Raw genomic sequence first — 24898 nt, forward strand, 5'->3', positions numbered from 1 at the left:
CTTAATGAGCGACAATATGGAAACAGACACCGCCATAAGCAATGCAAACGCGACGCGGAAGCTGAAGCCCAAAGTCATCGAGGGCGGCGGCGCGCTTGCGGCCGAGAATCTGGGCAAGTCGTTCAAGCGACGCCCAGTGGTGCGCGGCGTCTCCATGAGCGTCAAACGCGGCGAGGTTGTCGGCCTTCTGGGGCCCAACGGGGCCGGCAAGACCACCTGTTTCTACATGATCACGGGGCTCATCCCCGCCGACCGCGGCCGCATCATGATCGACGGGCACGACGTCACCAACCTGCCCATGTATCAGCGCGCGCGTCTCGGCGTCGGCTACCTGCCGCAGGAAGCCTCGATTTTCCGCGGCCTGACAGTCGAACAGAATTTGCGCGCCGTTGTCGAACTCATCGAGCGCAACAAGGACAAGCAGCAGGCGATCATCGACGACCTCCTGAACGAATTTCACATCACCCATCTGCGCAGCGCCCCGGCGATTGCGCTGTCAGGCGGCGAGCGCCGCCGTGTCGAGATCGCGCGCGCGCTGGCGACCGCGCCGTCCTTCATGCTGCTGGACGAGCCTTTCGCCGGCATCGACCCGCTCGCGATTGCGGAAATCCGCGAACTGGTCGCGCATCTTAAAGATCGCGGCCTTGGCGTTCTCATCACGGACCACAATGTCCGCGAGACGCTCGATATCATCGACCGCGCCTATATCATTCACGAAGGCGAGGTCCTGCTCGAAGGCGCGCCCGGCGAAATCGTCGGCGACAAGGATGTGCGGCGCGTCTATCTGGGCGACCGTTTCCAAATGTAAAGAGTAGAGTACGACCCGGGGGTCATGTGGCGTTAACACCGAAACTGGAATTCAGACAGTCGCAACAGCTGGTGATGACGCCGCAATTGCAGCAGGCAATCAAACTGCTGCAATTGTCGAATCTCGAACTCGCCGAATATGTCGACGACCAGCTCGAGCAGAACCCGTTTCTCGAACGCGATGAATCGCCCGTCGACGGTCCTGAGGAACGACGCGGCCAGAGAAACGAAGAACCCGAAGCCAAATCCGCTCAAGGAGAAGGCGTCGACAAGGCGAACGCGAAAGAAACCCAGGACTCCCTCGACGCCTCATATGAGGACCTCAATCCGGGCGACTCGGGCAGCGATGCGGCTTACGGCGATTATCAACCCAGCGACTGGGCTTCCGTCCAATCTTCGGGAGGCGGTTTCGAGGGCGACGACCAGGAATTCGGCGCGACCCTGAAAAAGGAAATCTCGCTCGCCGATCATCTGACCGAACAGCTGCACCTTGCGACGCGCGAACCGCAAGCCCTGTTCATCGGGGCCTATATCATCGATCTCATCGACGAGGCGGGCTATCTGCGCGAAGACCTTTCCACGATCGCCGAAAGGCTCGGCGCCGAACTTTCCGATGTCGAAGAAACGCACAAAATGATCACGAGCTTCGATCCGTCCGGCGTCGGGGCGCGCGATTTAAAAGAATGTCTGAGGCTGCAACTCATCGATGCGGACCGCTACGACCCTTCAATGCAGGCGTTTGTCGAAAATATCGAACTTCTCGCCAAGGGCGACCTGAAAGGCCTGATGCGCGCGACAGATGCCGACGAAGAAGACGTGCGCGACATGATTGCGGAAGTGCGCGCGCTCACCCCAAAGCCCGGCTACGCCTATGGCGGCGGCGTCGTGCAGGCTGTTGCGCCGGACGTGTTCGTCACGAAGTCGCAGGACGGCGGCTGGAAAGTGGAGCTCAACAGCGAGACCCTGCCGCGCGTGCTCGTCAATCAACGATACTATTCAGAGATTTCTTCAGTCAAAGGCGGCGACGAAAAAGACAAAACTTACATCGCCGAGCAGTTCGCCAACGCCAACTGGCTTTCAAAGAGCCTGCATCAGCGCGCGCAGACAATTCTTAAAGTAGCGAGCGAAATCGTCCGCCAGCAGGACGCCTTTCTCGCTTATGGCGTCAAGCATCTGCGCCCGCTCAATCTGAAGGTCGTCGCCGACGCCATCGAGATGCACGAATCAACCATCTCCCGCGTGACCTCCAATAAATACATGGCGACGCCGCGCGGCTTGTTCGAACTGAAATATTTCTTCACCGCCTCCATCGCCTCGTCGAGCGGCGGCGAGGCTCATTCCGCCGAAGCGGTCCGCCACCGCATCCGCGAGCTGATCGAAGCCGAAACCAAGGACACGGTTTTGTCCGATGACAAGATCGTTGAAATCCTGCGCGCCGAAGGGGTCGATATCGCCCGGCGCACCGTCGCCAAGTACCGGGAAACATTACATATTCCCTCTTCGGTACAGCGCCGGCGGGCGCTGTTGCAAACCGCAATCTAACCCTTTAATCCGCGGCCCCGGCGCCAATATAATAGATGGCGGAGCGGTCCTTTGGGCCGCCATTCTCAGGAGGTCTAATGGACATTCAGGTCAGCGGTAAAAACATGGATCTGGGCGACGCCCTCCAGGCTCATGTGGCGGAAAAACTCGAGGACAGCGTCCATAAATATTTCGATCGCGGCGCGGAAGCGTCCGTCACCTTCTCCAAAGAACGCCATCTCATCGACTGCGATTTGACTGCGCATCTGGCGTCAGGCGTATTTCTGGCGGCCCATGGCGAAGGCGGCGACGCCTACAGCGCCTTTGAGGAAAGCTTGGAAAAGCTTGAAAAACGCGTCCGCCGATACAAAAGGCGTCTGAAAAGCCATCACACCAACGGCAAGCCTCCCCTGCCGGCGGAAAGCGCCTCCTATTACCTGATCGAGCCTTTCCGGGACGAAGAGGAGGGCGACGATCTCTCGCAGGATGACGGGACCGATCCCGCCCCGGTAATCGTGGCTGAGACCCAGACCATGCTGCGGGAAATGACCGTCGGGGCCGCCGTCATGCAGCTCGACATCGCCGAACAACCTGCGGTGGTGTTCAAAAACGCCGCCCATGGGCGAATCAATATTGTCTACCGCCGCCGCGACGGCCATATCGGGTGGGTTGATCCGGGAGCCTCTTGAGAGTAAAGGCGGCGCCGGCGGGCCTAAAGGCCCCACCCCGGAGGGGTTATGGTTAACGAAAAACTCAATTTATTTTTCTAGTGAGGGCGGCTGCGAACCGGCAAGCTGAGTTTGCGTGAGCGTATGGGACTTCAGGACCTCTTAAGCCCTCAGGGCGTCATCCATAACCTCCGGGCGAAATGCAAGCGCGACGCGCTGCAAGCGCTCGCTGAGAAGGCGAGCGCTATTGTCGACCGTCCGGCGGCGGACATCATGGGCACGCTCCTTGAGCGCGAGCAGCTCGGCTCCACCGGAGTCGGCGACGGCGTCGCCCTGCCCCATGGCAAGATCGAAGGTTTAAGCAAGATTGTCGGCGTGCTCGCCCGCCTCGAAACGCCCGTAAGCTTTGACGCGGTGGACGACCAGCCTGTGGATCTTGTCTTCATGCTGCTGGCCCCGGCGAATGCGACGGCGGCGCACCTTAAAGCGCTCGCCAAAGTCTCCCGCCTCTTCCGCGACGCCGAAGCTCGCGAAGCGCTGCGCGGCGCCGATTCAGCCGAAGCGCTGTTCGCCATCGCCACGGCGGACCAGAAGCACCACGCCGCCTAGGCTCTTTTTTCGAATATCGTCGATTTGCAGAACGCTCGTCAGTGAACGCTGACCGGGTTCATTTCATGCTGGCGCGCCGCCGCGAAAGCAAGATCGCGGTCGCCCACAAGGGCCAGACGCTCGCCCGAAGAGGAGTGCACCGAGTAAAGAATATCGTCGGCTTCCACTTCGATCGAAAGCTCGCCATCATCATCGAGAAGGTCGTCGAGAACGTCACGCGCGGCGATTGCACGGACATAGACAAGCTTGCGCCCGCCAAGTTCTGCAAAATCGCGCGCTGACAACGGCTTGCTCTCGCCATCGTTCAAAATCGCGCCATTTTTCATCACTGTCATCGTCTTCTCTCTTTCGTTGCCTGTCGGCCGTTTCCAGCGTCCGGCTCTGCTGAGTTTCAAAGAAAACGGCTAGCAAAGCGTGAACGCCGAACGCGAAATTCAATGGTCTTTTTACACAGGAGAAAGGGCGAAGGTTCGTCCCTTTCGTGGCAAGACCGCCATACTCCGCAGTGTACAGTTTATTTAGGAACAAAACGTAACCATTCAATAACCCGTTTTACGCACGCGCGAATGTGAATTTTTCGTGCAAGGCCTATTATCGGGCTGTGGGGATCGGCCTGTTTTCTAGCACTGCGGCGAATAGTCCGGCATCCACATTGCCGCCTGACAGGGTTAACGCAACGATCTTGCCCTTCGCCTCGAATTTGCCGGAAAGGATGGCCGCAAGCGCCACCGCGCCTCCGGGTTCAACCGTAAGCTTCAGCGTTTGATGCGCGAAAACCATCGCGTCTCGCACCTCATCCTCCGTCAGGGCGACGCCGCCGCACACCAGCCGCTCCATGATCGGCAGGGTCAGCTTGCCCGGCGTCGGCGAGGCCAGCGCATCGCAGATCGTATGCTGAGAAACGTCGGCGCGGCACCGGGCGCCGTCCCGGATCGAGGCCCATGTTTCGTCAAACCCTTCAGGCTCGGCGATCCAGACTTTCGTCCCCGGCGAAACGTCTTCGAGAATCACGGCGCTGCCTGCAGTCAGCCCCCCGCCGCCGCAACAAGTGATGAACGCCTCAAGGGTTAAACCTCGCGCTTTCGCATCTTCATAGACTTCAAGCGCAGCCGTGCCCTGCCCTTCAATCGTATGGGGGTGGTCGAAAGGCGGCGCCAGCGCAAGGCCGCGCTCGGCCATGATTTTCCCGCCGACCTCTTCGCGGTCCTCGGTGTAACGATCATAGGTGATGATTTCCGCGCCGAGCGCGCGGACATTGCGCAATTTGATCGCAGGCGCGTCTTCCGGCATCAAGATGGTTGCCTTGACGCCCATGAGCTTCGCCGCATAGGCGACGCCTTGCGCATGGTTTCCCGAAGACCAGGCGAGAACCCCTGCCTTGCGCTGTTCAGGACTTAGCTGCGAGATCAAATTATAGGCGCCGCGGAACTTGAACGACCCGTAATGCTGCAGCATCTCCGGTTTGAGGAGAATGCGCCCGCCCGCGCGGTCATTGAGAATGGCGTTTTCAAGAAGCGGCGTTCTGACAGCCTTCCCGGCAATGCGATCCGCCGCAGCGCGCACGCCGTCTGCGGAAACCATATCGGCGGTCAAAACCTTCGCATCCATGAAACACCTTTGAAACAAATCAAGCTGGAGATTTTTGACGGCAAAAAGCGCCGCGGCCAAGACTTATTTCTGGCGTTGTCGCGGCAATGTCATTGCGCCGCAAGCGAGCCCGCCATGGCGAGAAGCGCTACGCCAAAAATGATCCGATAAATGACGAAGGGCGTGAAGCTCACGCTGCGCGTCAGCCGCATCAGCGCCGCAATCGCCGCATAGGCGCAGACAAAGGAGAGAACCGCCACAATGGCGGCGCTCGCCATGGTCGCGCCGGCCCCTTCTCGAACGATTTCAATAGCCGCAAAGAAGCCCAGCGCCAAAATGGTTGGGATGGCGAGCAGCATGGAAAAACGCGCCGCTTCGGGACGCGCAAGCCCCAAATAACGCGCCATAGTCATCGTGATGCCAGAGCGCGAAACGCCAGGCACGAGCGCGACCATCTGGGCAAGGCCGATGCTTAGCGCATCGCGCCAGGTAATGTTGTCGAGGCCTTCGCGCGTTCCTTTGGACCGGTCCCCATGCCAGAGCAGCGCGCCGAAAATAATGCTGGTCCAGCCAATGACGACCGGCGAGCGCAAGGCGTCGGTAATGTCGAGAAGAACGAAAACCGCGGCCAGCGCCAGGGTCGGGATGGTGGCCGCCGCAATAAACAGGAACAGTTTGCGGTCATCGCTCGGCTTGAAACGCAGCGTGTCGACGCCGCCGCGAAACAACATCGCCGTCTCCGTGCGGAAATAAAGAAGGACGGCGGCGAGCGAGCCCACATGCGCGGCGATGTCAATGAGCGGCCCCTGATCGGCCCAGCCATCTACGACAACCGGCGCCAAGATGAGATGCGCCGAGGACGAGATCGGAAGAAATTCCGTAATCCCCTGAATGATTGCCAGAACGACAAGCTGAAGAAGCGTCATGCCCCGCTCTTAAACCCGTTCCCATGGCCGCACTATGACAATATGCGGGCGGGGTGTTTTTTCTTTTACGCCCCTTGCAGCCTTAAGCGTTGGCGGCGGCCGGCGGATGATCGATCAGACCAATCTCGGCCAGCTTGCCCGCCAGAACGGTCTTGTCGAAAGGCTTCAGGATGTGATGGGCCGCGCCGGCGGCCTTGGCCAGCATGAATTGCTGATGGTCGTTCTCGGTGGCGCACAAAATGATCGCCGGCCTGTCGCCTTCGAGGCTCGCCGCTTCGCGGAGAAAATCAAGCGCGCCCATGGACGGAAGATCCCAATCGAGGAACACTGCCGCCGGCCTTTTTTCCCGGCAGACCTCGACAGCCTCGGCCGCATCGACAGCGCCCTCCGCCTCAAGGCCAAGATCAGTGATGATGCGGATCGCGATTTCCCGGATCAGTTCGGAATCATCAACGACAAGACAGGTTTTCGATGCAGTCATGGCCTTCGGGGTCCGTTCCAGAATAGCTGATCAGCCCCCGACTTTGCCGCGGCGTCGTTAGCACAGGATTAACGCCCTGGCAGGAATTTCGTTAACCGCTTTTTTACGATCCGAAAGACGCCTTGAATGTCACCACATCTTCCGCGCGTTCGACCCTGATGGCGCCGCCCCGCGACGCGACAAGCTGCGAGGCGATCAGGGCCGGCGTATATTTCGGCGTCAAATCGTTCGCATCGCCGCCGAGGGCGCGTACGAGATCGTCATTGAGCAGCACTTTTTTGCCTGTCGTGGTGATCGTGAAATTCTGGATATCCCCCTCAATGGTGACGACGCCGCCGCGCGGCACGCAATCGGCCGCCGCATAGGCGAGCACCATCAGGACTTTCACATTCTCTTTCGCCGCAAGGCCTGTTTCAATGCGCCAGTCGAGTTCGGCCTTGGTGACGGCGAAGAGGTCGGAGAGCGCCTTCTGCGCGTCTTCAAGGCTGATCTGGGCGCCAAAGCCGCCCGCGGCGCCATAAGCGAGCCGCGCATAGGAAAGGAGCGCAACGGCTTTCTGAGCCCCGTCGCGCACGAGATCCATGGCTGCGTCGCGCATGGCCCCCTCCATGGACGGATCTTCCAGAACCTCCAGGCCGGAACGCAACGCGCCGACCGGATTGATGAGATCGTGACAGACCCGCGAAGACAGGAGCGCCGCAAGCGCAAGCGAGTCGGGTTCATTGTCGTCTGGCGGGGTGAGTTTGGCGGCTTCTGACATGGGCGGGGACTCTCAAGCTAACGGGAGTCCCCTTATCCCTGATTCGCAGCCTCAGGACGCCTTAAATCGCGCTTAGCGCTTCACCCATTCGCCTGATTCGAGGCGCACGCACTGGCCCGGCCCCGCCTGATTCATCAGCTTTTCCGCCGTCAGCGCCGCCGTCACCTCGATTGTGACGCCATTGCGCCGGGCGAGATTGGCGTAAGCCGCCTTGCGCTGCTGATTGATGTCGCGCACTTCGCGGCGCAGCGCCTCGCTCGCATCAGCGCCGGTCACAACGCCGAGATAGCCGTCGGCCTGTTCGCCGACGACGCAGTTGTTCTTGGCGTTTTCGACAAGCGGGCTCGCCGCCAGAACCGGCGCGGCGGAAACCGCCAGCCCGGCCGCCAGAAGAATCACGGCCACTAGCTTCTTCAATGTCTGTTCCATCTCGCTCCCCTTAGAAAATGTCCGGATTGTCCGCAATCAGATCCTCGATCTCGCGATCGAGCCTGACGCGCACTTCCTGATCGATCTTGACGTTGAGATTCACGACAATGGGTTCGTCCTTGTCGCCCTTCAAAGTCACCGTGGTGCAGGCGAGTAGCGCCGGCGCCGCAAAAGACGCCAGAACCGCAAGTCTCCACTGTTTCAGTCTCATCATAGGGGATCGCCCTCCGCCCTGAATTCATCCAATCGGCCCAATCGGCATGCCGAACTTTTCACGGATACTAGCTCAGTCATAGGGCGAAAAATAGACGAAAATCGGCGCCAACGGCCGTCGAAGCGCTGCATTTCGGCCTCATTGTCCATCTTCCGCCCGGGCGCCGCCGTCCGGGGGCTCCGTTCTTTGCATCTGTTCGTATTGGAGCCTGAAATCCTGCGACAGCCGCGCCTGATTGATCAACGCAAGCAACGGCGCCTCCAGGCTGATCGTGTAGCGCGCCGGAATGCGCCCCTTGCCTTCCTTGATCATCGCCTGGTTCTTGAGAGTAATTTCGCCAGCCCCTTCGAGGGCCACGACAAAATCGAGATCGCCGTCAAGAGGGCCGCTGATCTCCACCCTCATCGACTCATAGCGAAAATCGCGCAACAGATCGAAAGCAACGTCCGCCTCGCCGCTGCGCTCGGACGCGGCGTCCGTACCCTTGCCCACATAACTCAAGACGCCCGGCCCCTCCGATTTGAAATAGCCGTTTTCGATGCGTGCTTTCCCGTCCTCGAAAGTGACGGGAAGCTCGCCGCTCAGGACACCCTCGCCGGAAAGCCCGTCGACATCCACATAGTCGAGGATCTTCGCAAGATCGGCGTTGTCTGCGCGCAAAGGGATAACCGCCTCGCCCGTAAACGCCGCCTTCGCGTCATAAACGCCGATGGTTCCGCCGAACCAGGGGAACTCCGCCTCAGCAAGATGAATGCTGTCGTCGCCGGGCATGTCAAACGTGATCGCGCCGGCCCCGAGCTGCAGCGCATCCATGTCGACGGCGCTTACCGTAATAGTCTGCAATCCGTCAGTGGTCACCGGCCAAAGGTTCGTAAGCTGAACGCTTCCATTAAGGCCCGAAGTTCGCGTCACCGCTCGTGTCGGACCGACGAAGGAAATCTCGTTAAACTGGAAATCCGCGCTCGAGGTCACGCCGTCCGGCGACCAGCCGAAGCGGATCGCGCCGTCCATGCCCCCTTCGGCGGCGTCGACAATGCCTTTCAGCGCCGGCGAAATCCTGTTGGGCTGCAAGGCCCCTGGCGCGAAAGCGAGATTGCCGAGGGAGAACGCCGTCTCGCCGCTCGCCGTCATCATGTCATGCGTCCCCTCGCCACGGCCGAGCCGGCGCCCTTCCGGCGTCGTCAGCGTGTAGGCGAATTCCGCCTTGCTCCCTTTAAGAGACGCTTCGCCGGCGGCGACCACAGGCGAGACCAGCCGGGCCTGACCTGTTTCCCGGAGATGCTGGGCGATGCGCAGCCGGTCGACATTCGCCGACGCGCGCAAGGTTTCGGCGTCCAGCGTGATTTCAAAACGCCCGACAACGCCGGCCATGTCGAGCGCATTATTCAACGTCATGGCGCCGCCTTCAGCCGCGCCTTTGATTTCGGTCTTTTCTTCGTTCGGACGATAGGACGCATCGATACGTATTGCCGGCGGGCGGCCTTCAGCGCGCGTCTCGCCCATGCGGAACATGGCGGTCTTCGCCGCAAGGTCGCCGGCAAGTGCAAAGACGGTTTCGCCGTTCCATGTCACAACGCCGAGCGGGCCGTCGCCATTGCATAGGGTCATGGCCGAAATACGCGTTTCGAGATTTTGCGCTTTGATGACGCCGCGACCGCGCTCGATCGTGAAACAATCGCTTTTGCTGACGATGGTCGCGCGCCGGGCGTTCATATCCGCCTTTATTCCAAAAGCGCCTGAAAAAGGCGCATCGGAAATCGTTAGCCTGCCGACTTCCAAACGCTTGAGGCCGGATTTAAGCCCGAGCGCCGCATCGATTATCGCACCATCCGACATTGCTGACAGATCGACGCGGCTGCCGGCGAGCGACAAGGGACCGGAGGCGAATTCAGCGATTTCGACGGGCGCGGCGAGACGCCAGCCGCCGCCTTCCTGCGCGAAATCAACGCCGCCCGAAGCATCGACGCCGTCGCTCTCGAGCGCAAAGCCGAACGACGACGCCATCCGGCCGCCGGACGCCTTATAGAAAGGCGCTTCGCCCTGCTGCCTCACCGTCAGCAAAGCCCCGTCCGGCGTTGCAAGCGTCAAAGGTTTCCCGCCAGCGATGCGCGCCGTCAACGCGGCCTGTGAAAAGTCGATGATGACGGCTCCGTTCAGCGCTCCCCGGCGCAATGCTGTTCCGAGAACAGCCTCCACCGGCGCGGCGCTCATCACGCTTTGCGCCGCCGGCTCGTTGAGTTCGATATCCGGCGCGGAGAAATCGAAACGCATTCGGCCAGCCAGCGCATCCGCTTTGCCGTTCGCCGCATCGCGCCAGTCCGCCGCTTCGCCGTCAAGTTTCATATCGAGATTATTCGCTATCGCTCCTTCCGTGCCGGCAGACGCGGCTTTAAGGTCTGCGGCCAGAGATATTTTTCCGTCTGCAGACAAATCCGCCGACGCCGAACCCTCCACTTCCGAAAAATGAATATCGCGCCACACGAAGCGCTTGGCCTCGAGCGTCACGGCACCTTTGCCGCCTTTGCCGATATCGTATTCGGCGTCGATGATCGCTCTCGCATTGGTGTCCGGCGCCAGAATGAACACCTTCAAGTTCCGCAGCAGAAGCCGATCGAATGGGAGCGCCGCGCCGACACCCTCACCTTCGCCGCCCGCTTCAAATCCGGCGAACGAGGCCCGGCCCGCGTCGTCGACCTTCACCCGCGCCACGCCCGGCCCGGCGCGCAGGGCGTCGGCTTTCTTTTCCGTCCATAAACGGCGCGGATGAAAATCCGCTTCGATCGCTTCAAAGGAAAAATCCGGCGCCAGTTCCGGTCCCGCTGCGACATCTTCGAGACGCGCGCCGGAAAAGCTTAATGCCGTCACGCGCGCCGCCGGATTTTCAAACCCGGCGCCGGCCATGGCGCTGCGCACCGCCCACCCCGCCATCGGCAGGCGAAACACATAGACGAGCGCGGCGAGGATCGCCGCAAGCGTCAGCAAAATCGCCAGTAAACGCGCCGCCCGCATGGTGTTACCCCACTCCCTCAAACACGACCGCCGCTTTTCTCTATTGGTTAACAACAATTTCGTTTAATCAGCGCGGTTCGGCGCTTAAGCATGCAAAAAATTGCGGGCTTTGGCGAGGCGTGCGAGGATAGAAGGCGGCGGCCGCCGGCAGGCTGGCCAGGAACTTGAATGGCGATTTGAATAGGCCCAGGAAACCGGCGGCCAGGCGCGAATGACAGGCGAGTTTGTTCATACAGGTCAAACCCTTACGGGAGGCGGCGACGCCTACTGCCCGCTTGAGCGCAAGCGGCGGGGGCCCGCGGCGCTCGCCGCGGCGCTGACCGTTCTGCTCGCTGGCGGCGTGTTTCTCGTCTTTTCCGCCATCTCCGAACCCCAACGGATCGCTGAAACGCCCATCGCCGCGACCCTGCCCGTCGCGCCCGAAACGGCCCCGGCGGCGCCGGTTGAAAAGGCGGCGGCCGAAGAGATGACCGTCGCCGAAGCGCTGGCGGAATCGCGCGCCGCCCGCGCCGGGCGCGCCGCCGAAACGGAGCGGGCGCTCGCAGGGGGTGAAGAAACGGCGGACAAGCCGGACGGTCTCGTCCCCCATCTCAAACCCGTAACCACAAGCATTGCGGACGGCGTCGTCAAAACCGCCGGCGTCGCGCCGAGCCTCAAGCCCGCGGCACCGGCGCCCAAGCCCGTTGCGCCGCCCTCGCGGCCGATGCAGCTTGGCGGCGTCGAATATGCGTCCGCTGACGACCAGCCGCCACCTTTCTTTTTTGCAAGCGACATCGTTCGTCATGATGTCAGCCGCACAGCGCCCGCCGTCGCGCTCGCCGCCGATTTGTCGCGCGAGCCGCAGGAGTTCCGCATCCGCATTAATCGCGGCGAAAACTTTGTCGACGCCTTGAAGCGCGCCGGCGTCAGCCCTGTCGACGCGAATGAGGCCGCCTACGCCTTCGGCGAATATCAAAATCTGCGCCGCCTCCTGCCCGGCCAGGAACTGGCGCTGACTCTTGGCTGGCAGAACCAGACTCTGTTCGAACTCGCCTCCGCCCATAAGGAGCCGCAAGCCCAGCTTCTCGGGCTCGAATTCCGCGCCGACCCGGAAAACCGCATTCTCCTCCGCCGCGCCGCCAACGGCGAAATCCTCGCGGAAAAAAAGACCGTGCCGCTGACGACGCGGGTCATGTCCATCGCCGGCCAGATCAACGGCAGTCTTTACCTGTCCGCCAAGCATGTGGGCGCGCCCGACCAGATCATCGCCGATCTCGCCGACGCTTTTTCCTATGACGTCGACTTCCAGCGCGAGATCTTCGGCGGCGACGAATTCGAGGCGATTTTCGAAGTCAATTACGACGACCGCGGCAAGATGGTCTCTGTCGGAGACATCCTTTATGCGCGCCTGAAATGGCGCGGCCGCTCGCGCGAGAAAGGCTATTACCGCTTTTCCGAGGACGGCGAGACGTCGGATTTTTACGACGCCACCGGCCAGAGCGCGCGGCGCCTTCTGATGAAAACGCCGATCGACGGCGCGCGGCTTTCCTCCGGCTTTGGCACGCGCCGGCACCCGATCCTCGGCTATCGCCGCGCCCATAAAGGCGTCGACTTCGCCGCCCCGCGCGGCACGCCGATCAAGGCCGCCGGCGACGGCGTTATCGAGCGCGCCAACCGCTACGGCTCCTTTGGCAATTACGTCCGGATCCGTCACGCCAACGGCTATCAAACGGCCTACGCCCATCTCAAAGGCTTTGCCCGGGGCATCCGCGCCGGCAAGCGCGTGCGCCAGGGCGACATCATCGCCTATGTGGGCACGACCGGCCGCTCGACCGGCCCGCATCTTCATTACGAAGTCCATCTTCACGGCAAGGCGGTGAATCCCCAGCGCCTCAAGATCAAGACGACAGGCAAGAAACTTCAGGGCGAAGCGCTCGACCGCTTCAAAATGATGCGCGCCATGATCGACGCCATGCGCATGCCGCCGGAAGAACGCGAGGCGCTCTACGCCCGCCAGAACAGCGGAACACAAGGGGCGCTCTGATTGCGCGATGGCGGCCTCGGCCATGGCCTGTCTCCTTAATCTTCAAAATTGATGCAAAAACGCCCGGCGCGCGGAACGCGTTCCGTCCCGGGACAAGGCTCATCATAGGGCCGCGCAGAAGCCCGTGGATGAAATAAATCCAACTTTTTTTAGCTCTCGGGCCTTGCGTCGCCCGAAAGTTGCAAGGCGAGGCGTAATTTAACCCGGCTTTCAGCGGCTGACGGCTAGGCTTGGAAGCCTTTTGTTGCGTTTGTTTATGGCGGGCCCGGATATGCCGGCGGCGAAAACCTTGCTGACTTATCTTGCGCCCGCTGCGTTTCTCGCCGGGATGGCCCATCTCGCCTGGCTTGCCGGCGCGCATTGGACCTCGTCGGCTGATGATTTTCGCCTGTTATGGCTGGCGGGCGATTTCTGGACTGCTGGCGGCAATCCTTACACAGAAGAGTTTGCGCAGACTGCGGCGGCGCAGTTCGCCGGCATCGAAAACGCGCTCTGGCTTGCGGGACCAAACTGGTTCCCTATCGCCGCAATCTTTTCCCTGTTCGATCCGGCGACAGCGGGACGCGCGTGGTTTTTCTTCAATGCGGCGGCGCTTCTCGGCGCGAGCGGCCTCAATGTCGCCACCTTCCGGAAGATGGCGGCGCAATCGACGCTTTTCGGCGACACGGAATTCGCCTCTCTTCTCAAAAGCCTGTCGCCGCTCACCCTGTTCCTGCTGCATGCAGGCTTCATAACGACAACGGAAGCGGTCAGCGGCGCTTTCGTCCTGGGAGCAGCGTCCCCGCTTGTCTATTTCGGCGCCAGCCTCCTGCTTTACGGCGCAGCGGCGAAACACGATCTCGCCGGCGCCGGCGGCGTCGCATTGTTGATGCTGCAGCCTTCCATCGGACTCATCCTCATCGCCGGGCTGGGGCTTTCCGCCTATGGGCGGCGCGCCCTCATCCTCGGCGCCATCTTCTCTTTCCTGATGGCGGTCCCAGTGCTGGCGGTGACGCCGGGGGTCGATATCGCCGCCGCCCTGATCTCCGGGGCCGGACAAACCCCAAGCGGGTCCGCAGAGGCCGCTGCCGGCCTGCGCGCGCTCCTCTCAGCCGCTGGCGCGCCGGATCTTGGCGCAATGTTTTATTTTCTCCTGGCGCTGGCCGCGGTTTCCACGGCGGGGCTTGCAGGGCGCAAACGCGCGCGCGCCTTGAAGCCCGTGGACAATCTGATGATCGCCGCCAGCGCCGCGCTTGCCGTCGCGCCGCTCCACGCTCCGAATTTTGTGCTTGTCGGGGTTTTGCTGTTTTACGCTGCCGCGCTCAGGCCGCCGCTCGGCGCGGGGCTCATCGCCGCCGCCTTCCTCTCCTGGCGCGGCGGAGACCTGCCGGGCTTCGGCCTTGTCGACGCCAGCGTTTACGCCTCGCTCGGCGCCACGGCGATGTTCGCCTTGCTGATCGGCGCCGGCTTCTTTTCACCCGCGCCAGCGCCTGTTCGCCGCCCCGCGCCGTCGCTCGGCGACAACGTGGTGCTATGGTCAGCTTTTATAAAGAAGCGCCGCAATGCTTAAGGAACGCCCGGGAAACTCTCTACGAATTCGATTTTCAGGTCCGGGAAACTGTCCACATACTGAATTTTAATGTCGGGAAAGCTCTCGACCATTTTCCATTGACCGCATTCCTCCGGGAAACTGTCGACGATTTCGACCTTCAGGTCCGGGAAGCTGTCGACGATTTGCACCTTGATATCCGGGAAACTGTCCACCACCTGTATATCGCCATGAAGCGCGACGCCGTTGAACGTGCATGCTTCTTGGTTAAAGCCGTCCCCGGCGGCGGCGGGCGCGCTCAGAGCCAGAAAGCCAATAGCGGTACAGGCAAATCGTCCGTGCATGTGATGATTTTAGGCAACAATCCGCTTTCGGACCAGCGCTAGAGGGCCCGAAAAGTCTCGCAAATGTTGACTTGAGGGCGAAAGCCCCCTACTTCCCGCTCAGCAATGCTGCGATGCAGCGCGCGCAACCGGCCTTTTTCCTTGCTGGAAGTCGGCCCCACCATAAGACGCAGCGCACATTTTGCATTCGCTTCCGGTCGAAAGACCCATTGCATTGATGACGCATCGCTTCCTCGGCGGAAGGGCGGGGCGTTGAAGAGAAACAACCCCGCCGATGCAAAAACTGGTTTACGGGCGGCGCAAGCGCGCCCCGCCAGCAAAAAAACCAAACGGAGACTGAATGTCGTTCGCTGATCTCGGCCTATCGCCGAAACTGCTCGAAGCTATTGCTGCGGCTGGCTACGAAACCCCCACCCCGATCCAGAAAGAGGCGATCCCGCCCGCGCTTGAGGGCAAGGACGTCCTCGGCATCGCTCAGACCGGCACGGGCAAAACCGCCTCCTTCACCCTGCCGATGATCGAGCGCCTGTCGAAAGGCCGCGCCAAGGCGCGCATGCCGCGCAGCCTCGTCCTCGCGCCGACCCGGGAGCTCGCCGCGCAGGTCGCGGAGAATTTCGAGAAATACGGCGTCAACCACAAGCTGACCATGGCGCTCCTCATCGGCGGCGTCTCGTTCGGCGACCAGGATGCGAAACTCACCCGCGGCGTCGATGTTCTCATTGCGACGCCGGGCCGCCTGATCGATCATTTCGAGCGCGGACGCCTCCTCCTCAATGGCATTGAAGTGATGGTCGTCGACGAAGCCGACCGCATGCTCGACATGGGCTTCATTCCCGACATCGAAAAAATCTTCAAACTGACGCCGATGACGCGCCAGACCCTGTTCTTCTCGGCGACCATGCCGCCGGAAATCCAGCGCATTACCGACCAGTTCCTTCACCAGCCGGTGCGGATCGAGGTCTCAAAGCCGGCGACCACCGCCGACACCATCACCCAGAATATCGTGCGCGTGCCCTCTAAAGACGATAAGCAGAAGCGCGCTGTGCTGCGCGAACTCATCGGCAAGGAAGACGTCAAGAACGGCATCATCTTCTGCAACCGCAAATCGACGGTCGATGTCGTCGCGAAGTCGCTGCAAAAGCATGGCTTCAACGCCCGCCCCATCCATGGCGATCTGGCGCAGTCTTTCCGCACCGAAACCCTCGACAAATTCCGTAATGACGACTTGCAGTTCCTGGTCGCGTCGGACGTCGCCGCCCGCGGTCTCGACATTCCGGCGGTGAGTCATGTGTTTAATTTCGACGTGCCGATTCATTCGGACGATTATGTCCACCGCATCGGACGCACCGGGCGCGCCGGGCGCAAAGGCGCCGCGCTGATGCTGGTGACGCCCGCAGACGGCAAACATCTCGACTCGATCCTGAAGACGATCGGCGCCAAGGAGATCGAAGAGCTCGATTTCAGCGAATTCTTCGAAGCCAACCCGGCGTCCGAAAGACCGGACAGAAAAGGCGGCCGTGACGACAAGGGCGGCAAAAGCCGCTCCCGGCGGGGCGAGCGCTCCTCCGGCGACCAGCCGAGCCGCAGAAAACCCAAAGACGCTAAGGAGCCTGCGAACGATCAGCCGGCTGTGGAAGCACAGGTCGAGCCTGAACAGGACAATGACAACCAGGCCGAGCCCAAAAAGCAGCGTGACGAGACCCGCTCGTCAAAACGCCGCCGGGGCGGCGGCGACGCCCGCTCCTCGCGCCGGCGCGAGGAAGCCGTCGTCGGCCTTGGCGATCATGTGCCAGCCTTCCTGACGCGCAAAGTCGCGCGCTAGGTTTTAACCGGACGTTAATTAGGACATTCAAGAGCCCGCAACCGCCGGGCCCGGCGTGATTCGCACGGGCCCGACCTTAGGCAATCCTTTACTGCGCTCCTTTAAGCTCTTTCCAACGGGTAAGAAACGCCCATTTGGATTTCGGGGAGCTATGAGTCCAGATACGGATACGAGTCACCGCTATGCCGAGCTTGCGCTCGCGGCGTTGAAAAAGACCGGTCTTTCGGCCAGTCCGCGCAATTACGAATTGTGGTATGCGCATGTCGAGGGCAAGAACCCTTCTCTCTCCGCGCACATCCAGAAAGCCATGGACGCTAACGGCAAGGTCAGTCAGGAAAAGGCTGACGCGCTCTATAAAAAGCTTATCGAGCAAACAGATATTTCAAACGATGTCATCGAGCTGGTGACGCGGTTTCACAACGAAGTCAGCGCTCTCTACGATATTGTCGAAGAATCCGGCGAAAACGCGCAAGGCCGCACGAAACAACTGTCCAACATTTCCGAACAGCTGCGCGAGACGACGGAAACGTACCCGGCTGTGGGGGCGCTTCTCGAGGGCGTCATTTCCGTTGCGAAGTCCATGCGCGAGGAAAACGAAAATCTTGAATCCCGCCTTGCCGCGTCCGTCGACGAGGTCAACGCGTTGCAGCGCGATGTCGAGGCGATCCAGCGCGAAGCCATGCAGGATGCGCTGACCGGCGTCGCCAACCGCGCGACTTTCGACCGCTCGCTGGGAAAACATATGAGCGAGGCGCGCGACAACGGCGAGCCGCTGACGCTGCTGCTTTGCGATATCGACCATTTCAAGAAGTTCAACGACACCTGGGGCCATCTCACCGGCGATCAGGTGCTGCGTCTTGTCGCCGAAATGATGAACGCCAATGTGAAAGGCATGGACCTTCTGGCGCGTTATGGCGGCGAAGAATTCGCTGTCGTTCTTCCGGGCACGACCATCGAAAACGCGCAAAAAGTGGCGGAAAAAATCCGCGCCGCCGTTGAATCGCGCCGTCTGCGCAAACGACGGACGGAAGAAGATCTCGGCACGGTCACCATGTCTTTGGGCGTCGCCCAGCTTCGCCCCGATGACACGATGGAAAGCCTCATCGAGCGCGCGGATACTTGCCTTTACGCGGCAAAGAGCGCTGGGCGAAACCGCGTATTCCACGAAGGCGAGCTAAGCGCGTCCGACGAGGAAAGCCCGCGCCAGGGCGTCGCCTAAGAGCCAGATTCAAAAGCCCGCAGCGCATTCAGAAACAGAATAGACAGACGTCAGTCAGCAAAGACGCCGGCGCCTCTCAGGCTCTTGATTCTTAAACTGCAGAGCCGTTGGCGCATCAATACGCCGATAGGAACGTCTGATCCCTCTATTTCGAGGACGTGTGAAGGATTTTCAGCTAGGCTCTAAACGGCGGCGCCCCCTACGTCTTCCGCCAGAATGTGAAACCGGTCATGGCCCCAATATTTTTGGGCGCCCATAACCGCAAAAGGCACGCCGAAAACGCCGTCTGCCGCAATCATCTCGCGATGGCGCTGCATGACGGCGGCGACGTCTTCGTCTTCCTGTGCTGTTTCAATGCGCGCCTTGTCCCAGCCGGCCTCATCGGCGCATTTTTCAAGCACCGCTAAATCGGAGACATCGCGCCCCTTGCCCCAGCGCGCATCCGATACGGCGATGGCGAAAGCGAGCCCCTTGCCGTCGAGTTCTGCGGCGGCGGCAGCCTTGTTTGCAGTCGTCATGTCGACATCGAACGGATTGGGCGGCTGGATCGGCAGGCCCAGGCGCATGGTCATGCGCGGCGCATCGAGGAGATAATAGGAAAGCTTCAGCCGGTTCGCGGCCGGGTCGTCGAATTTATGCCCCTCGGGCGGGCCGGTGAACGGGATCAGCTCCGCTGTAAGGCCGGCCTTGACCAGCATATGGAGTCCAAGCCGCGAATAGGGACTTCGGAAGCCGTGATAAACGCGAATACCGGTCATCGGCTTTCTTCCTTCTGTTTCGATATATCACTTTCATTTTGCAAGTTATATGGATCGACTGTAACTTGCAATAAAAAAGTCACCCGGGAGCCGCCTTGCCCAAAAAACCGACATTCAGCCGTTCGCCCTGCCCCCTGGCAGTGAGTCTCGACATTCTCGGAGACAAGTGGTCGCTGATCGTCATCCGCGACCTCTTTCGCGGCGTCACGCGCTACAATGATTTTCTGAAGTCGCCGGAGGGCGTCACTACGAACATTCTCGCCGAACGGTTGAAACGGCTTGAAGCGCACGGACTGATCTCAAAATCGGCCTATCAGGAAAATCCAGTGCGCTATGACTATGCGCTGACGGAAAAAGGACGCGCGCTGGGCCCGGTGCTGCGCGAAATCGCGAGATGGGGCAACGCCCACTACCCCGGCACCTACAAACCGCCTTTCAAAGTCGGATAAAGCTCATTCCGCGCCGGCGCGGCGCATCAGGTAATCGCGGGCTTCATTGATCTTGGCGGCGAGATAATCCGTGCCGCCCCGGTCGGGATGAAGCTGGGCGATAAGCTTTCTGTGCGCGGCGCGGATTTCTTCAAGGCTTGCGCCCGGTTTCAGGCCCAGCACCGACAGCGCCTCTTCCTCGCTGATGCGCTTCGCAGGGGGCGAAGCCGGCGGCGCCTCCTCCGTTTCCGGTGACCCGGCCCTAGCCCGCCAGGCCTCGATCGCCGTGACGCCCCCCGCCGCCAGCAGCACCATGAAGGCGAGCGGCCAGAGCTTTGCTGCGAACAGAACAGCCGTCAGCGCCAGCCAGACCACAAGCTTCATGACCGTCATGGAGCGCCCGCCCTGATCATCGCCGGCCCGCGCCAGCCGGAACAAGAGCCAGCCCGCAGCGGCGACGGCGACCAGAATGGCGAGAAAAGCAAGACCCATCAGGCCAGCATAGCCGCTTCAGGGCTGAGCCGCGATGATTTAAGCGGCCGCCGCCTTGTCGGCGTCTTTGGTTTCTTCGCCCGCCGGCAGGTTGAGCGCGGCGACAAGGGAGCGAATTTCGAGCCGCGCGGTGACATGGCTCATGGTCGACAGGCGCACCGGCGAATCGACCCCGCCGAGATCGAGGAGGGTCAGCCCGATAGGAAACAGCTCGCGGTAAATCACCCGATCGCCGAAGCCGCGCGCCAGCCGGAAGCCGATGCGCGAGGAAAGCTCATCCAGCTTGTCGCCCATATTCTTCTTGTTGCGGGCGCGGGTGGCTGAAAGGCGATTGCGCATCACCACCCAGTCGATGCCGCTGCGGTCGCCCATCATCGCCCGGTGCTTGCGCGCATCCCACACCATTTCACTGTAAAGGCTGGGACCGACCACCTTGCCGGTTTCCGGATCGACCTTCGCGAGAAGGTCGAAGTCGACGAAACTGTCATTCAAGGGGGTCACGATGGTGTCGGCGTGAAGATGGGCGAGCCGCGAGAGATGGGTGTTCGCGCCGGGACAGTCGATCACCGCGAAATCGCACTCCCCGAGAGTTTTCAGCGCGTTTTTAAGGTTTTCCGTCTCTTTCTTCTGGGACTCCGCGCGGCTGTCGAGGCTCGACGGCTCCACCTTCACCATCTCCGGAAAGATGAGCTCTTTCCCTTTGATTTCACTGAATTTTCTTCGATTCTCAAGATATCGGGTCAAGCTGCCCTGACGCAGGTCAAGATCGACCGCGCCGACCTTTTTGCCGGACTTCAACAAGGCGACGATGAGATGCATCGCCGTCGTCGATTTGCCCGAGCCGCCCTTTTCGTTCCCGAGGACGATTACGTGAGTCATAGGAAAGGTCTCTCATCGGCCTCGCGGGACCGGCATTTCATGGTTTTTGCTTACAGTTGGGAAACTCTCCCTACTTAATTTCGACTGTGAGACGATTCTAGGGCCTATGGCGATAGCGAAGACATCTGACCGGAGACGGCGCCGGGCCGGGCTGGCGGCCATCCTGGCCGCCGCCGCGGGGGTCGTCGCCCCTGGCGCTGCGATGGCGGATATGGACCTTGCGCCCTTGCGCCAGGTTCTGGACTCCGACCACCCCCGCGCCGAATTCGCCGTCTCCAACCCTTCCGACCGGATTGTCGAAGGCCGTGTCAGCTGGATCGATCTCGCCGCGGCCGAGACCGGCTACGAGTCGGCCGACCCGGCCTTGCGCGCCGAGCTTAGCGCCGCTCCTTATCTGGTGGTGTCGCCAGCCCATTTCCGCCTGAAGCCTGGGGGACGCCAGACCATCACTGTCGAAATCAAAAAAGGCGCAAAGCCGCCAAAGGGAGAAAGGCGCTCGCATCTTCTGATCGAAACGGAAGCCTCGCGCACGGCGCTGCGCAAGGCGAGCAACACCGGCCTGCAGGTCGATGTGGGGCTCGGCATGTCAGCGCCCGTGATCTTGCGCAATGGCGGCAAGGCCGATGCAAAGATCACGGACGTCAAACTCCTGCGCGACGATGAGGGCCTTTTGATGCTGGAAACGACGATTGAACCCAAAGGCGACTGGTCGAGCTATGGGCGGATGGTCGTCACTTACAAACCCAAAGACGGCGAGAAACAACTGCTCGGTATTCGCGACAATGTCGCCGGCTTCACCGACGCCGAACAACGCAAGGTGACCGTTCCCTTCGGCTTCGTCTCGCTCGGCGCAGGCGAGCTTACGGTGCGCTATGAAGGCGCGGCGGAGTATGAAGGCGTCGTTTTCGACAGCCGCGCTTTCGACATTAAACCGCCTGAAGACAATTAGCCGCGATTTTCCGCAAGCGAGAGACGTTCGCCCTCGAAACTCTCCACCGAGCAGAACAGGCCGTTCGCCTTTAGTTGGCCGCACAGCGCCTCGGCTTTGTCGCGCGCAGCGAAGCCGCCGCCGATAAGACGCAGGAACTTGCCCTTGCCTTCAATCGTCACGGCCTCAACGCGCGGCTCCAGCAAACCAAGCTCGTCAGGGTTCTCCCGCTGCAGCTTGCGCCAGCCGGCCCGGGCTTCTTCCAGATGGCGGTAAGACGCGAGATGAACGCCGAACAAAACGCTTTCGGTTTTAATGTCGCCATTCTCGGCTTCGTTTTCAAAAACGGTTTCGTTCGACGCAAAGGTCGGCTGCACAAGCCGCGGCGAGGTTTCCACAGGCACGTCGGTTTTCGCGAGCGCGGGCGAGGCGGCGTCGTCGACCACCGCTTTCGAACGCGGCGGCGTTTCGTTGCTGGCCGTGCTGTCCGGTTTCGGCTTGACGCTAAGCTGCAGCTCTTTTTCGTCAGCCGCCTGGGCCGCCTCGTCCGCCGCCGCGCGGCGGTCACGTTCGCGTTGCAAAGAAAGCACTTCATTGGCGAGTCGCGCATTCTGGGATTTCAGGCGCGCCACCTCCGCCTCCAAAGACGCGACCTGCATCTGCGCCTCTTCGACTTCCTGCGCGGAAGCCGTAAGCGGCGTTTCGTCACCGCCCCCGCCCGGAAAGGACGCGCAAGCGGAAATGAACGCACATGCGATCACCGCGCCGGTATGTCTCAAAAGCGCCAAGGGCCTATTTCTCCCTGAAATCTCTTCAAAATCCAGAATCGCCTCTATCATAGTCATCCGCCGCCGGGCGTCCAAGGCCAAGCTCCGCCAGCAGCGAAAAAAACACCTTGAAGCGGGATTTTTCAGCCGCCCGTCTCGCCCGCCTCATCTCCCGTAAAGGCGAAGGGTGTAAAGGCGAGCGCAGCTTCAGGCGCATCCTTCTCAAGAAGCCCCGCCTCATAAAAAGCCGCAGTGCCGCCCTGGGGGGCGCCTGCCATGAAGGCGAGAATCTCCTCAACGCCGTCATTGTCGAAATCGGCGTTGGCGATTTCATGAATGGCGATGGAAATATCCCCGGCGCTGATGCGCCAGACATGCCCCTGTTCCTTTTTGACACGCACATCGCCCGGCGTCGGACTCATTTCGCCGAACGTCATTTTCGCTGCAAGGTCGGCGATTTCTCCGGACCGCGGGGAGCCATTGTCGAAATAGGCGTGTTTTGCTTCTTGCGCTTCGCTCAACATGGCGAGCGTCCCGCAGGCGCGGATGAAATAAGCTTCGCGGCGCATGTCGCGTGACGTCGGCGCATACCATCCGCCAAAACGCGCCTTGCGATAATCGCGGCAATTGCCGACTTCGACCGGCGCGGCGCTCATGTCAGTCGGATGCGTCATGTTGACGGTCACTTTAGCGCCCCGCCGGTCTACAAGCGGGGCGTTAGCCATATTGCGGATTTGCTCATAAGAATAACAGCCCGCTGGAATATCCGCGAAGAAGGCGAAGTCGCCCTTGAGACAGAGCTCCCGCGCCGGCGCTCCCGTTAACTCAGCACCATCTTTGTCAGGCAGCGTTTGCGTCATCACAACGACGCCAGCGGCCGCCGCGGCGCCTGCGCCGATCAGGCTCATTTTCAACGGCGACATCTTCAAAGGCGGCTTCACAACAGCCCCAATTCCGCGAGCTTGCGCCCCAGTTCCGGCGGCGGCCCCTTGCGCGCGCCTTTTTTTAAATCCTGCGGCGCATCCTCGCCCGCAAGATAGCGCCAGCCCTGAAACGCCCGGCGCGGCTGCGCCTCGGTGAGCACATAAGCCGGATCGAGAAGGATCGCCGTTCTTTCGATTTCATCCTTGCCCGTTCTTTTTTCAAAACCGACGATTTTCTGCCGGGCGAGAATGACGCCCTTGATCACCCAGTAAATGGAGCCGCCTTCGAGAAGCTCCTTTTCGCGGCGCGGATGCATGCGGGTGACATGATCGTGAATGCGGCCGAGCCCCGCCTTTTCATTGACAGCGACCCGGTGGTCGATGCGGTCGGCAAGGTCCTCGACGCTCCCGGCGCCGGCGCAAAGTTTAACGAGATGTAGCGTCATGGACTCGCAATATAGGGGCCGCGCGCCCGGAATTCAGCCCCGTTATTCCGCCACGCGCAGGCGCGCCAGATCCCGCGCGCGCTGGCGTTTCAGATCGTGCCGCGCGGCGCGCTTCACGAGAATATAGAGAATGAAATAGGACATGGCCGCGCCAAGTCCTGCGAGCCAGATCGGCAGGTTCTCGAAGATCGTCGTAAACCGCTCATAGGTGAGGCCCATGGCCTCCGCAACGCCCGGCGCTTCCTGGCCGAGAAGGAGGATCGCCCCGACGCCGGTCATGGCGAAGGCGAGGAGCCCCGCCAGCAACGCGCCCACCGTCACGCCCATATCGGCGCGCTCTTCAGCCTTGGAGATGATCATCTTCGAGGGATCGCCGCCCAGCGCCTGCGTCGCGGCGAACAGGGCGCGGGTCCGCGCGGCGCGTTCCTCAGCCGACAAGGCTTTCTTTTCGTCTGACTTGTAGTCGTCGAAATCGACGACGGGCTTTGCGTTTAAGACGCGATCAGAAACATATTCCGGTTCACATTCCGCCGCCGGATGAACGTCCGAACTCGGAACAACAAGCGCCGCGTCGGTCGGCATCAGGAAGAGCGATTTTTCCGCCGCGCGCCGGCGCACGAGACCATCGAGCGTCACGAGTTCGTTGTTCACGAAAGCTTTGCTCCAGAGCTCGAAGGCGTTCGCCGCGCCGAGCTTGTCGCCGGCGTTCAGCTTGCGGAGCACGGTGGAGCGCCGCCAGTTGTCTTCGCCGATATTGAAAATCAGCGAGACCAGCGCGTCATGTTCATTCTGGTTTAAGGGCGCGCGAACCGTGTCGCCAATCAGCTGCTCAATTGGCTGAACGTCATCCTTCAACAGCCGTTCGGCATCGCCTTCAGTGACGCTCATGCCGTGACGCGCAGATCCTGTATGGCCGTAGCCCACGGTCCATTGCTCCGTCGGCGCATAATGCGCCGACATGCGCAGGCCCTCATACCCCTTGATCAGATTGAGACCGGTCTCTCCCGTCCGCATCAGACCCGTTCGAACCCCTCTGGCCGTCACTCCCCACTGAGGGAGTCATACTCAGGAAGCCTTGCCCGCGAAACCCGGCGCATTTCGCGGCTTCCCCCCTGGTTAATCGCCGTTAACGATTCCTACCATGCCGGGGCCCGGTTGGGTAGACGGCCCCTCGAATCCGGCGGATTTTCCGGCTCTCGCGGCGCCGAAACGGCACAGATCGGACGGCGGCCGACGCGGCTCCCTCGCCCGGGATTTTCCCCAGCGTCTGAATTCCATCTCTAACCATCTGTTTTTCAAACTTTTCCGCCGATTCGGACGGCCTCCTCGA

General features: G+C 61.2%; 26 protein-coding genes. 10 read left to right on the forward strand and 16 right to left on the reverse strand.

Annotated features, from left to right (window positions below; translation table 11 throughout):
* Positions 1–4: 4 nt before the first annotated feature.
* The 4 genes from lptB to ptsN all read left to right on the forward strand — a co-directional run bounded on the left by lptB (position 5) and on the right by ptsN (position 3605).
* The gene (gene lptB / locus CW354_RS00730) at positions 5–808 is read left to right on the forward strand and encodes an LPS export ABC transporter ATP-binding protein (protein ID WP_243396243.1); all 804 of its coding nucleotides are present in this window, start codon (positions 5–7) and stop codon (positions 806–808) included.
* Positions 809–834: 26 nt separating this feature from the next.
* The gene (gene rpoN / locus CW354_RS00735) at positions 835–2349 is read left to right on the forward strand and encodes an RNA polymerase factor sigma-54 (RefSeq protein ID WP_104828135.1); all 1515 of its coding nucleotides are present in this window, start codon (positions 835–837) and stop codon (positions 2347–2349) included.
* A 77-nt stretch (positions 2350–2426) separates the two neighbouring features.
* Complete coding sequence (gene hpf / locus CW354_RS00740; protein ID WP_104828136.1) at positions 2427–3017, forward strand: ribosome hibernation-promoting factor, HPF/YfiA family; 591 nt, start codon at positions 2427–2429, stop codon at positions 3015–3017.
* 123 nt (positions 3018–3140) lie between these two features.
* Positions 3141–3605, forward strand: coding sequence for a PTS IIA-like nitrogen regulatory protein PtsN (gene ptsN, locus CW354_RS00745; RefSeq protein ID WP_104828137.1), 465 nt, complete (start codon positions 3141–3143; stop codon positions 3603–3605).
* Between the two features lie 38 nt (positions 3606–3643).
* On the opposite strand, the gene CW354_RS00750 is transcribed toward ptsN, so the two are convergent.
* From CW354_RS00750 to CW354_RS00785, 8 genes are all read right to left on the reverse strand, one after another.
* The gene (locus tag CW354_RS00750; RefSeq protein WP_207764596.1) at positions 3644–3940 is read right to left on the reverse strand and encodes a DUF1150 family protein; all 297 of its coding nucleotides are present in this window, start codon (positions 3938–3940) and stop codon (positions 3644–3646) included.
* Between the two features lie 256 nt (positions 3941–4196).
* On the reverse strand, positions 4197–5213 hold the full coding sequence (locus CW354_RS00755) for a threonine ammonia-lyase (RefSeq protein ID WP_207764597.1): 1017 nt from the start codon (positions 5211–5213) through the stop codon (positions 4197–4199).
* An 89-nt stretch (positions 5214–5302) separates the two neighbouring features.
* Complete coding sequence (locus CW354_RS00760) at positions 5303–6118, reverse strand: undecaprenyl-diphosphate phosphatase (protein ID WP_104828138.1); 816 nt, start codon at positions 6116–6118, stop codon at positions 5303–5305.
* 82 nt (positions 6119–6200) lie between these two features.
* The gene (locus tag CW354_RS00765; RefSeq protein WP_104828139.1) at positions 6201–6599 is read right to left on the reverse strand and encodes a response regulator; all 399 of its coding nucleotides are present in this window, start codon (positions 6597–6599) and stop codon (positions 6201–6203) included.
* A gap of 103 nt (positions 6600–6702) precedes the next feature.
* Positions 6703–7359, reverse strand: a complete 657-nt coding sequence (locus tag CW354_RS00770) for a histidine phosphotransferase family protein (protein ID WP_104828140.1) — start codon at positions 7357–7359, stop codon at positions 6703–6705.
* A 72-nt stretch (positions 7360–7431) separates the two neighbouring features.
* Positions 7432–7788 (reverse strand): YdbL family probable chaperone protein, encoded by a 357-nt coding sequence (locus CW354_RS00775; RefSeq protein WP_104828141.1) that lies wholly within the window; start codon positions 7786–7788, stop codon positions 7432–7434.
* A 10-nt stretch (positions 7789–7798) separates the two neighbouring features.
* Positions 7799–8002 carry a YnbE family lipoprotein gene (locus tag CW354_RS00780; RefSeq protein WP_207764598.1) on the reverse strand — a complete coding sequence of 68 codons (204 nt, stop codon included), beginning with the start codon at positions 8000–8002 and terminating at the stop codon, positions 7799–7801.
* 138 nt (positions 8003–8140) lie between these two features.
* Complete coding sequence (locus CW354_RS00785) at positions 8141–11011, reverse strand: intermembrane phospholipid transport protein YdbH family protein (protein ID WP_104828142.1); 2871 nt, start codon at positions 11009–11011, stop codon at positions 8141–8143.
* Between the two features lie 211 nt (positions 11012–11222).
* Here CW354_RS00785 and CW354_RS00790 point away from each other — a divergent pair, with 211 nt between their 5' ends.
* The gene (locus CW354_RS00790) at positions 11223–13034 is read left to right on the forward strand and encodes a peptidoglycan DD-metalloendopeptidase family protein (RefSeq protein WP_104828143.1); all 1812 of its coding nucleotides are present in this window, start codon (positions 11223–11225) and stop codon (positions 13032–13034) included.
* Between the two features lie 271 nt (positions 13035–13305).
* The gene (locus CW354_RS00795; protein WP_133162106.1) at positions 13306–14583 is read left to right on the forward strand and encodes a hypothetical protein; all 1278 of its coding nucleotides are present in this window, start codon (positions 13306–13308) and stop codon (positions 14581–14583) included.
* On the opposite strand, the gene CW354_RS00800 is transcribed toward CW354_RS00795, so the two are convergent.
* On the reverse strand, positions 14580–14906 hold the full coding sequence (locus CW354_RS00800; protein WP_104828145.1) for a 7(1) septoil knot domain-containing protein: 327 nt from the start codon (positions 14904–14906) through the stop codon (positions 14580–14582). The two genes, CW354_RS00795 and CW354_RS00800, sit on opposite strands and share 4 nt — an antisense overlap.
* A gap of 340 nt (positions 14907–15246) precedes the next feature.
* Between CW354_RS00800 and CW354_RS00805 the strand changes: the two genes are divergently transcribed.
* Together CW354_RS00805 and CW354_RS00810 are read left to right on the forward strand one after the other, a co-directional pair.
* Positions 15247–16728: a DEAD/DEAH box helicase gene (locus CW354_RS00805; protein ID WP_104828146.1), complete on the forward strand. Its 1482-nt coding sequence runs from the start codon at positions 15247–15249 to the stop codon at positions 16726–16728.
* Between the two features lie 151 nt (positions 16729–16879).
* Positions 16880–17947, forward strand: a complete 1068-nt coding sequence (locus CW354_RS00810; RefSeq protein WP_104828147.1) for a GGDEF domain-containing protein — start codon at positions 16880–16882, stop codon at positions 17945–17947.
* A gap of 182 nt (positions 17948–18129) precedes the next feature.
* Here CW354_RS00810 and CW354_RS00815 read toward each other — a convergent pair whose 3' ends face one another.
* Positions 18130–18705 carry a DsbA family protein gene (locus tag CW354_RS00815; RefSeq protein ID WP_104828148.1) on the reverse strand — a complete coding sequence of 192 codons (576 nt, stop codon included), beginning with the start codon at positions 18703–18705 and terminating at the stop codon, positions 18130–18132.
* A gap of 95 nt (positions 18706–18800) precedes the next feature.
* Between CW354_RS00815 and CW354_RS00820 the strand changes: the two genes are divergently transcribed.
* Positions 18801–19154, forward strand: a complete 354-nt coding sequence (locus CW354_RS00820) for a winged helix-turn-helix transcriptional regulator (protein WP_104828149.1) — start codon at positions 18801–18803, stop codon at positions 19152–19154.
* Between the two features lie 3 nt (positions 19155–19157).
* Here CW354_RS00820 and CW354_RS00825 read toward each other — a convergent pair whose 3' ends face one another.
* Both CW354_RS00825 and CW354_RS00830 read right to left on the reverse strand, forming a co-directional pair.
* A complete protein-coding gene (locus tag CW354_RS00825; protein ID WP_104828150.1) occupies positions 19158–19625 on the reverse strand; it encodes a DnaJ domain-containing protein in 468 nt (155 codons plus the stop codon).
* A gap of 39 nt (positions 19626–19664) precedes the next feature.
* A complete protein-coding gene (locus CW354_RS00830) occupies positions 19665–20504 on the reverse strand; it encodes a division plane positioning ATPase MipZ (RefSeq protein WP_104828151.1) in 840 nt (279 codons plus the stop codon).
* 106 nt (positions 20505–20610) lie between these two features.
* Between CW354_RS00830 and CW354_RS00835 the strand changes: the two genes are divergently transcribed.
* Positions 20611–21453 (forward strand): fimbrial biogenesis chaperone, encoded by an 843-nt coding sequence (locus tag CW354_RS00835; protein ID WP_104828152.1) that lies wholly within the window; start codon positions 20611–20613, stop codon positions 21451–21453.
* On the opposite strand, the gene CW354_RS00840 is transcribed toward CW354_RS00835, so the two are convergent.
* The 4 genes from CW354_RS00840 to CW354_RS00855 form a co-directional block, all read right to left on the reverse strand.
* Positions 21450–22220, reverse strand: a complete 771-nt coding sequence (locus CW354_RS00840) for an SPOR domain-containing protein (RefSeq protein ID WP_165793458.1) — start codon at positions 22218–22220, stop codon at positions 21450–21452. The two genes, CW354_RS00835 and CW354_RS00840, sit on opposite strands and share 4 nt — an antisense overlap.
* Before the next feature lie 122 nt (positions 22221–22342).
* Complete coding sequence (locus tag CW354_RS00845; protein ID WP_104828154.1) at positions 22343–23122, reverse strand: hypothetical protein; 780 nt, start codon at positions 23120–23122, stop codon at positions 22343–22345.
* 14 nt (positions 23123–23136) lie between these two features.
* Positions 23137–23568 carry a DUF1489 family protein gene (locus CW354_RS00850; RefSeq protein WP_104828155.1) on the reverse strand — a complete coding sequence of 144 codons (432 nt, stop codon included), beginning with the start codon at positions 23566–23568 and terminating at the stop codon, positions 23137–23139.
* 42 nt (positions 23569–23610) lie between these two features.
* A complete protein-coding gene (locus CW354_RS00855; RefSeq protein WP_104828156.1) occupies positions 23611–24582 on the reverse strand; it encodes a lysozyme in 972 nt (323 codons plus the stop codon).
* Positions 24583–24898 lie beyond the last annotated feature (316 nt).

This window comes from Hyphococcus luteus (assembly GCF_002943565.1).
Taxonomy (GTDB): domain Bacteria; phylum Pseudomonadota; class Alphaproteobacteria; order Caulobacterales; family Parvularculaceae; genus Hyphococcus; species Hyphococcus luteus.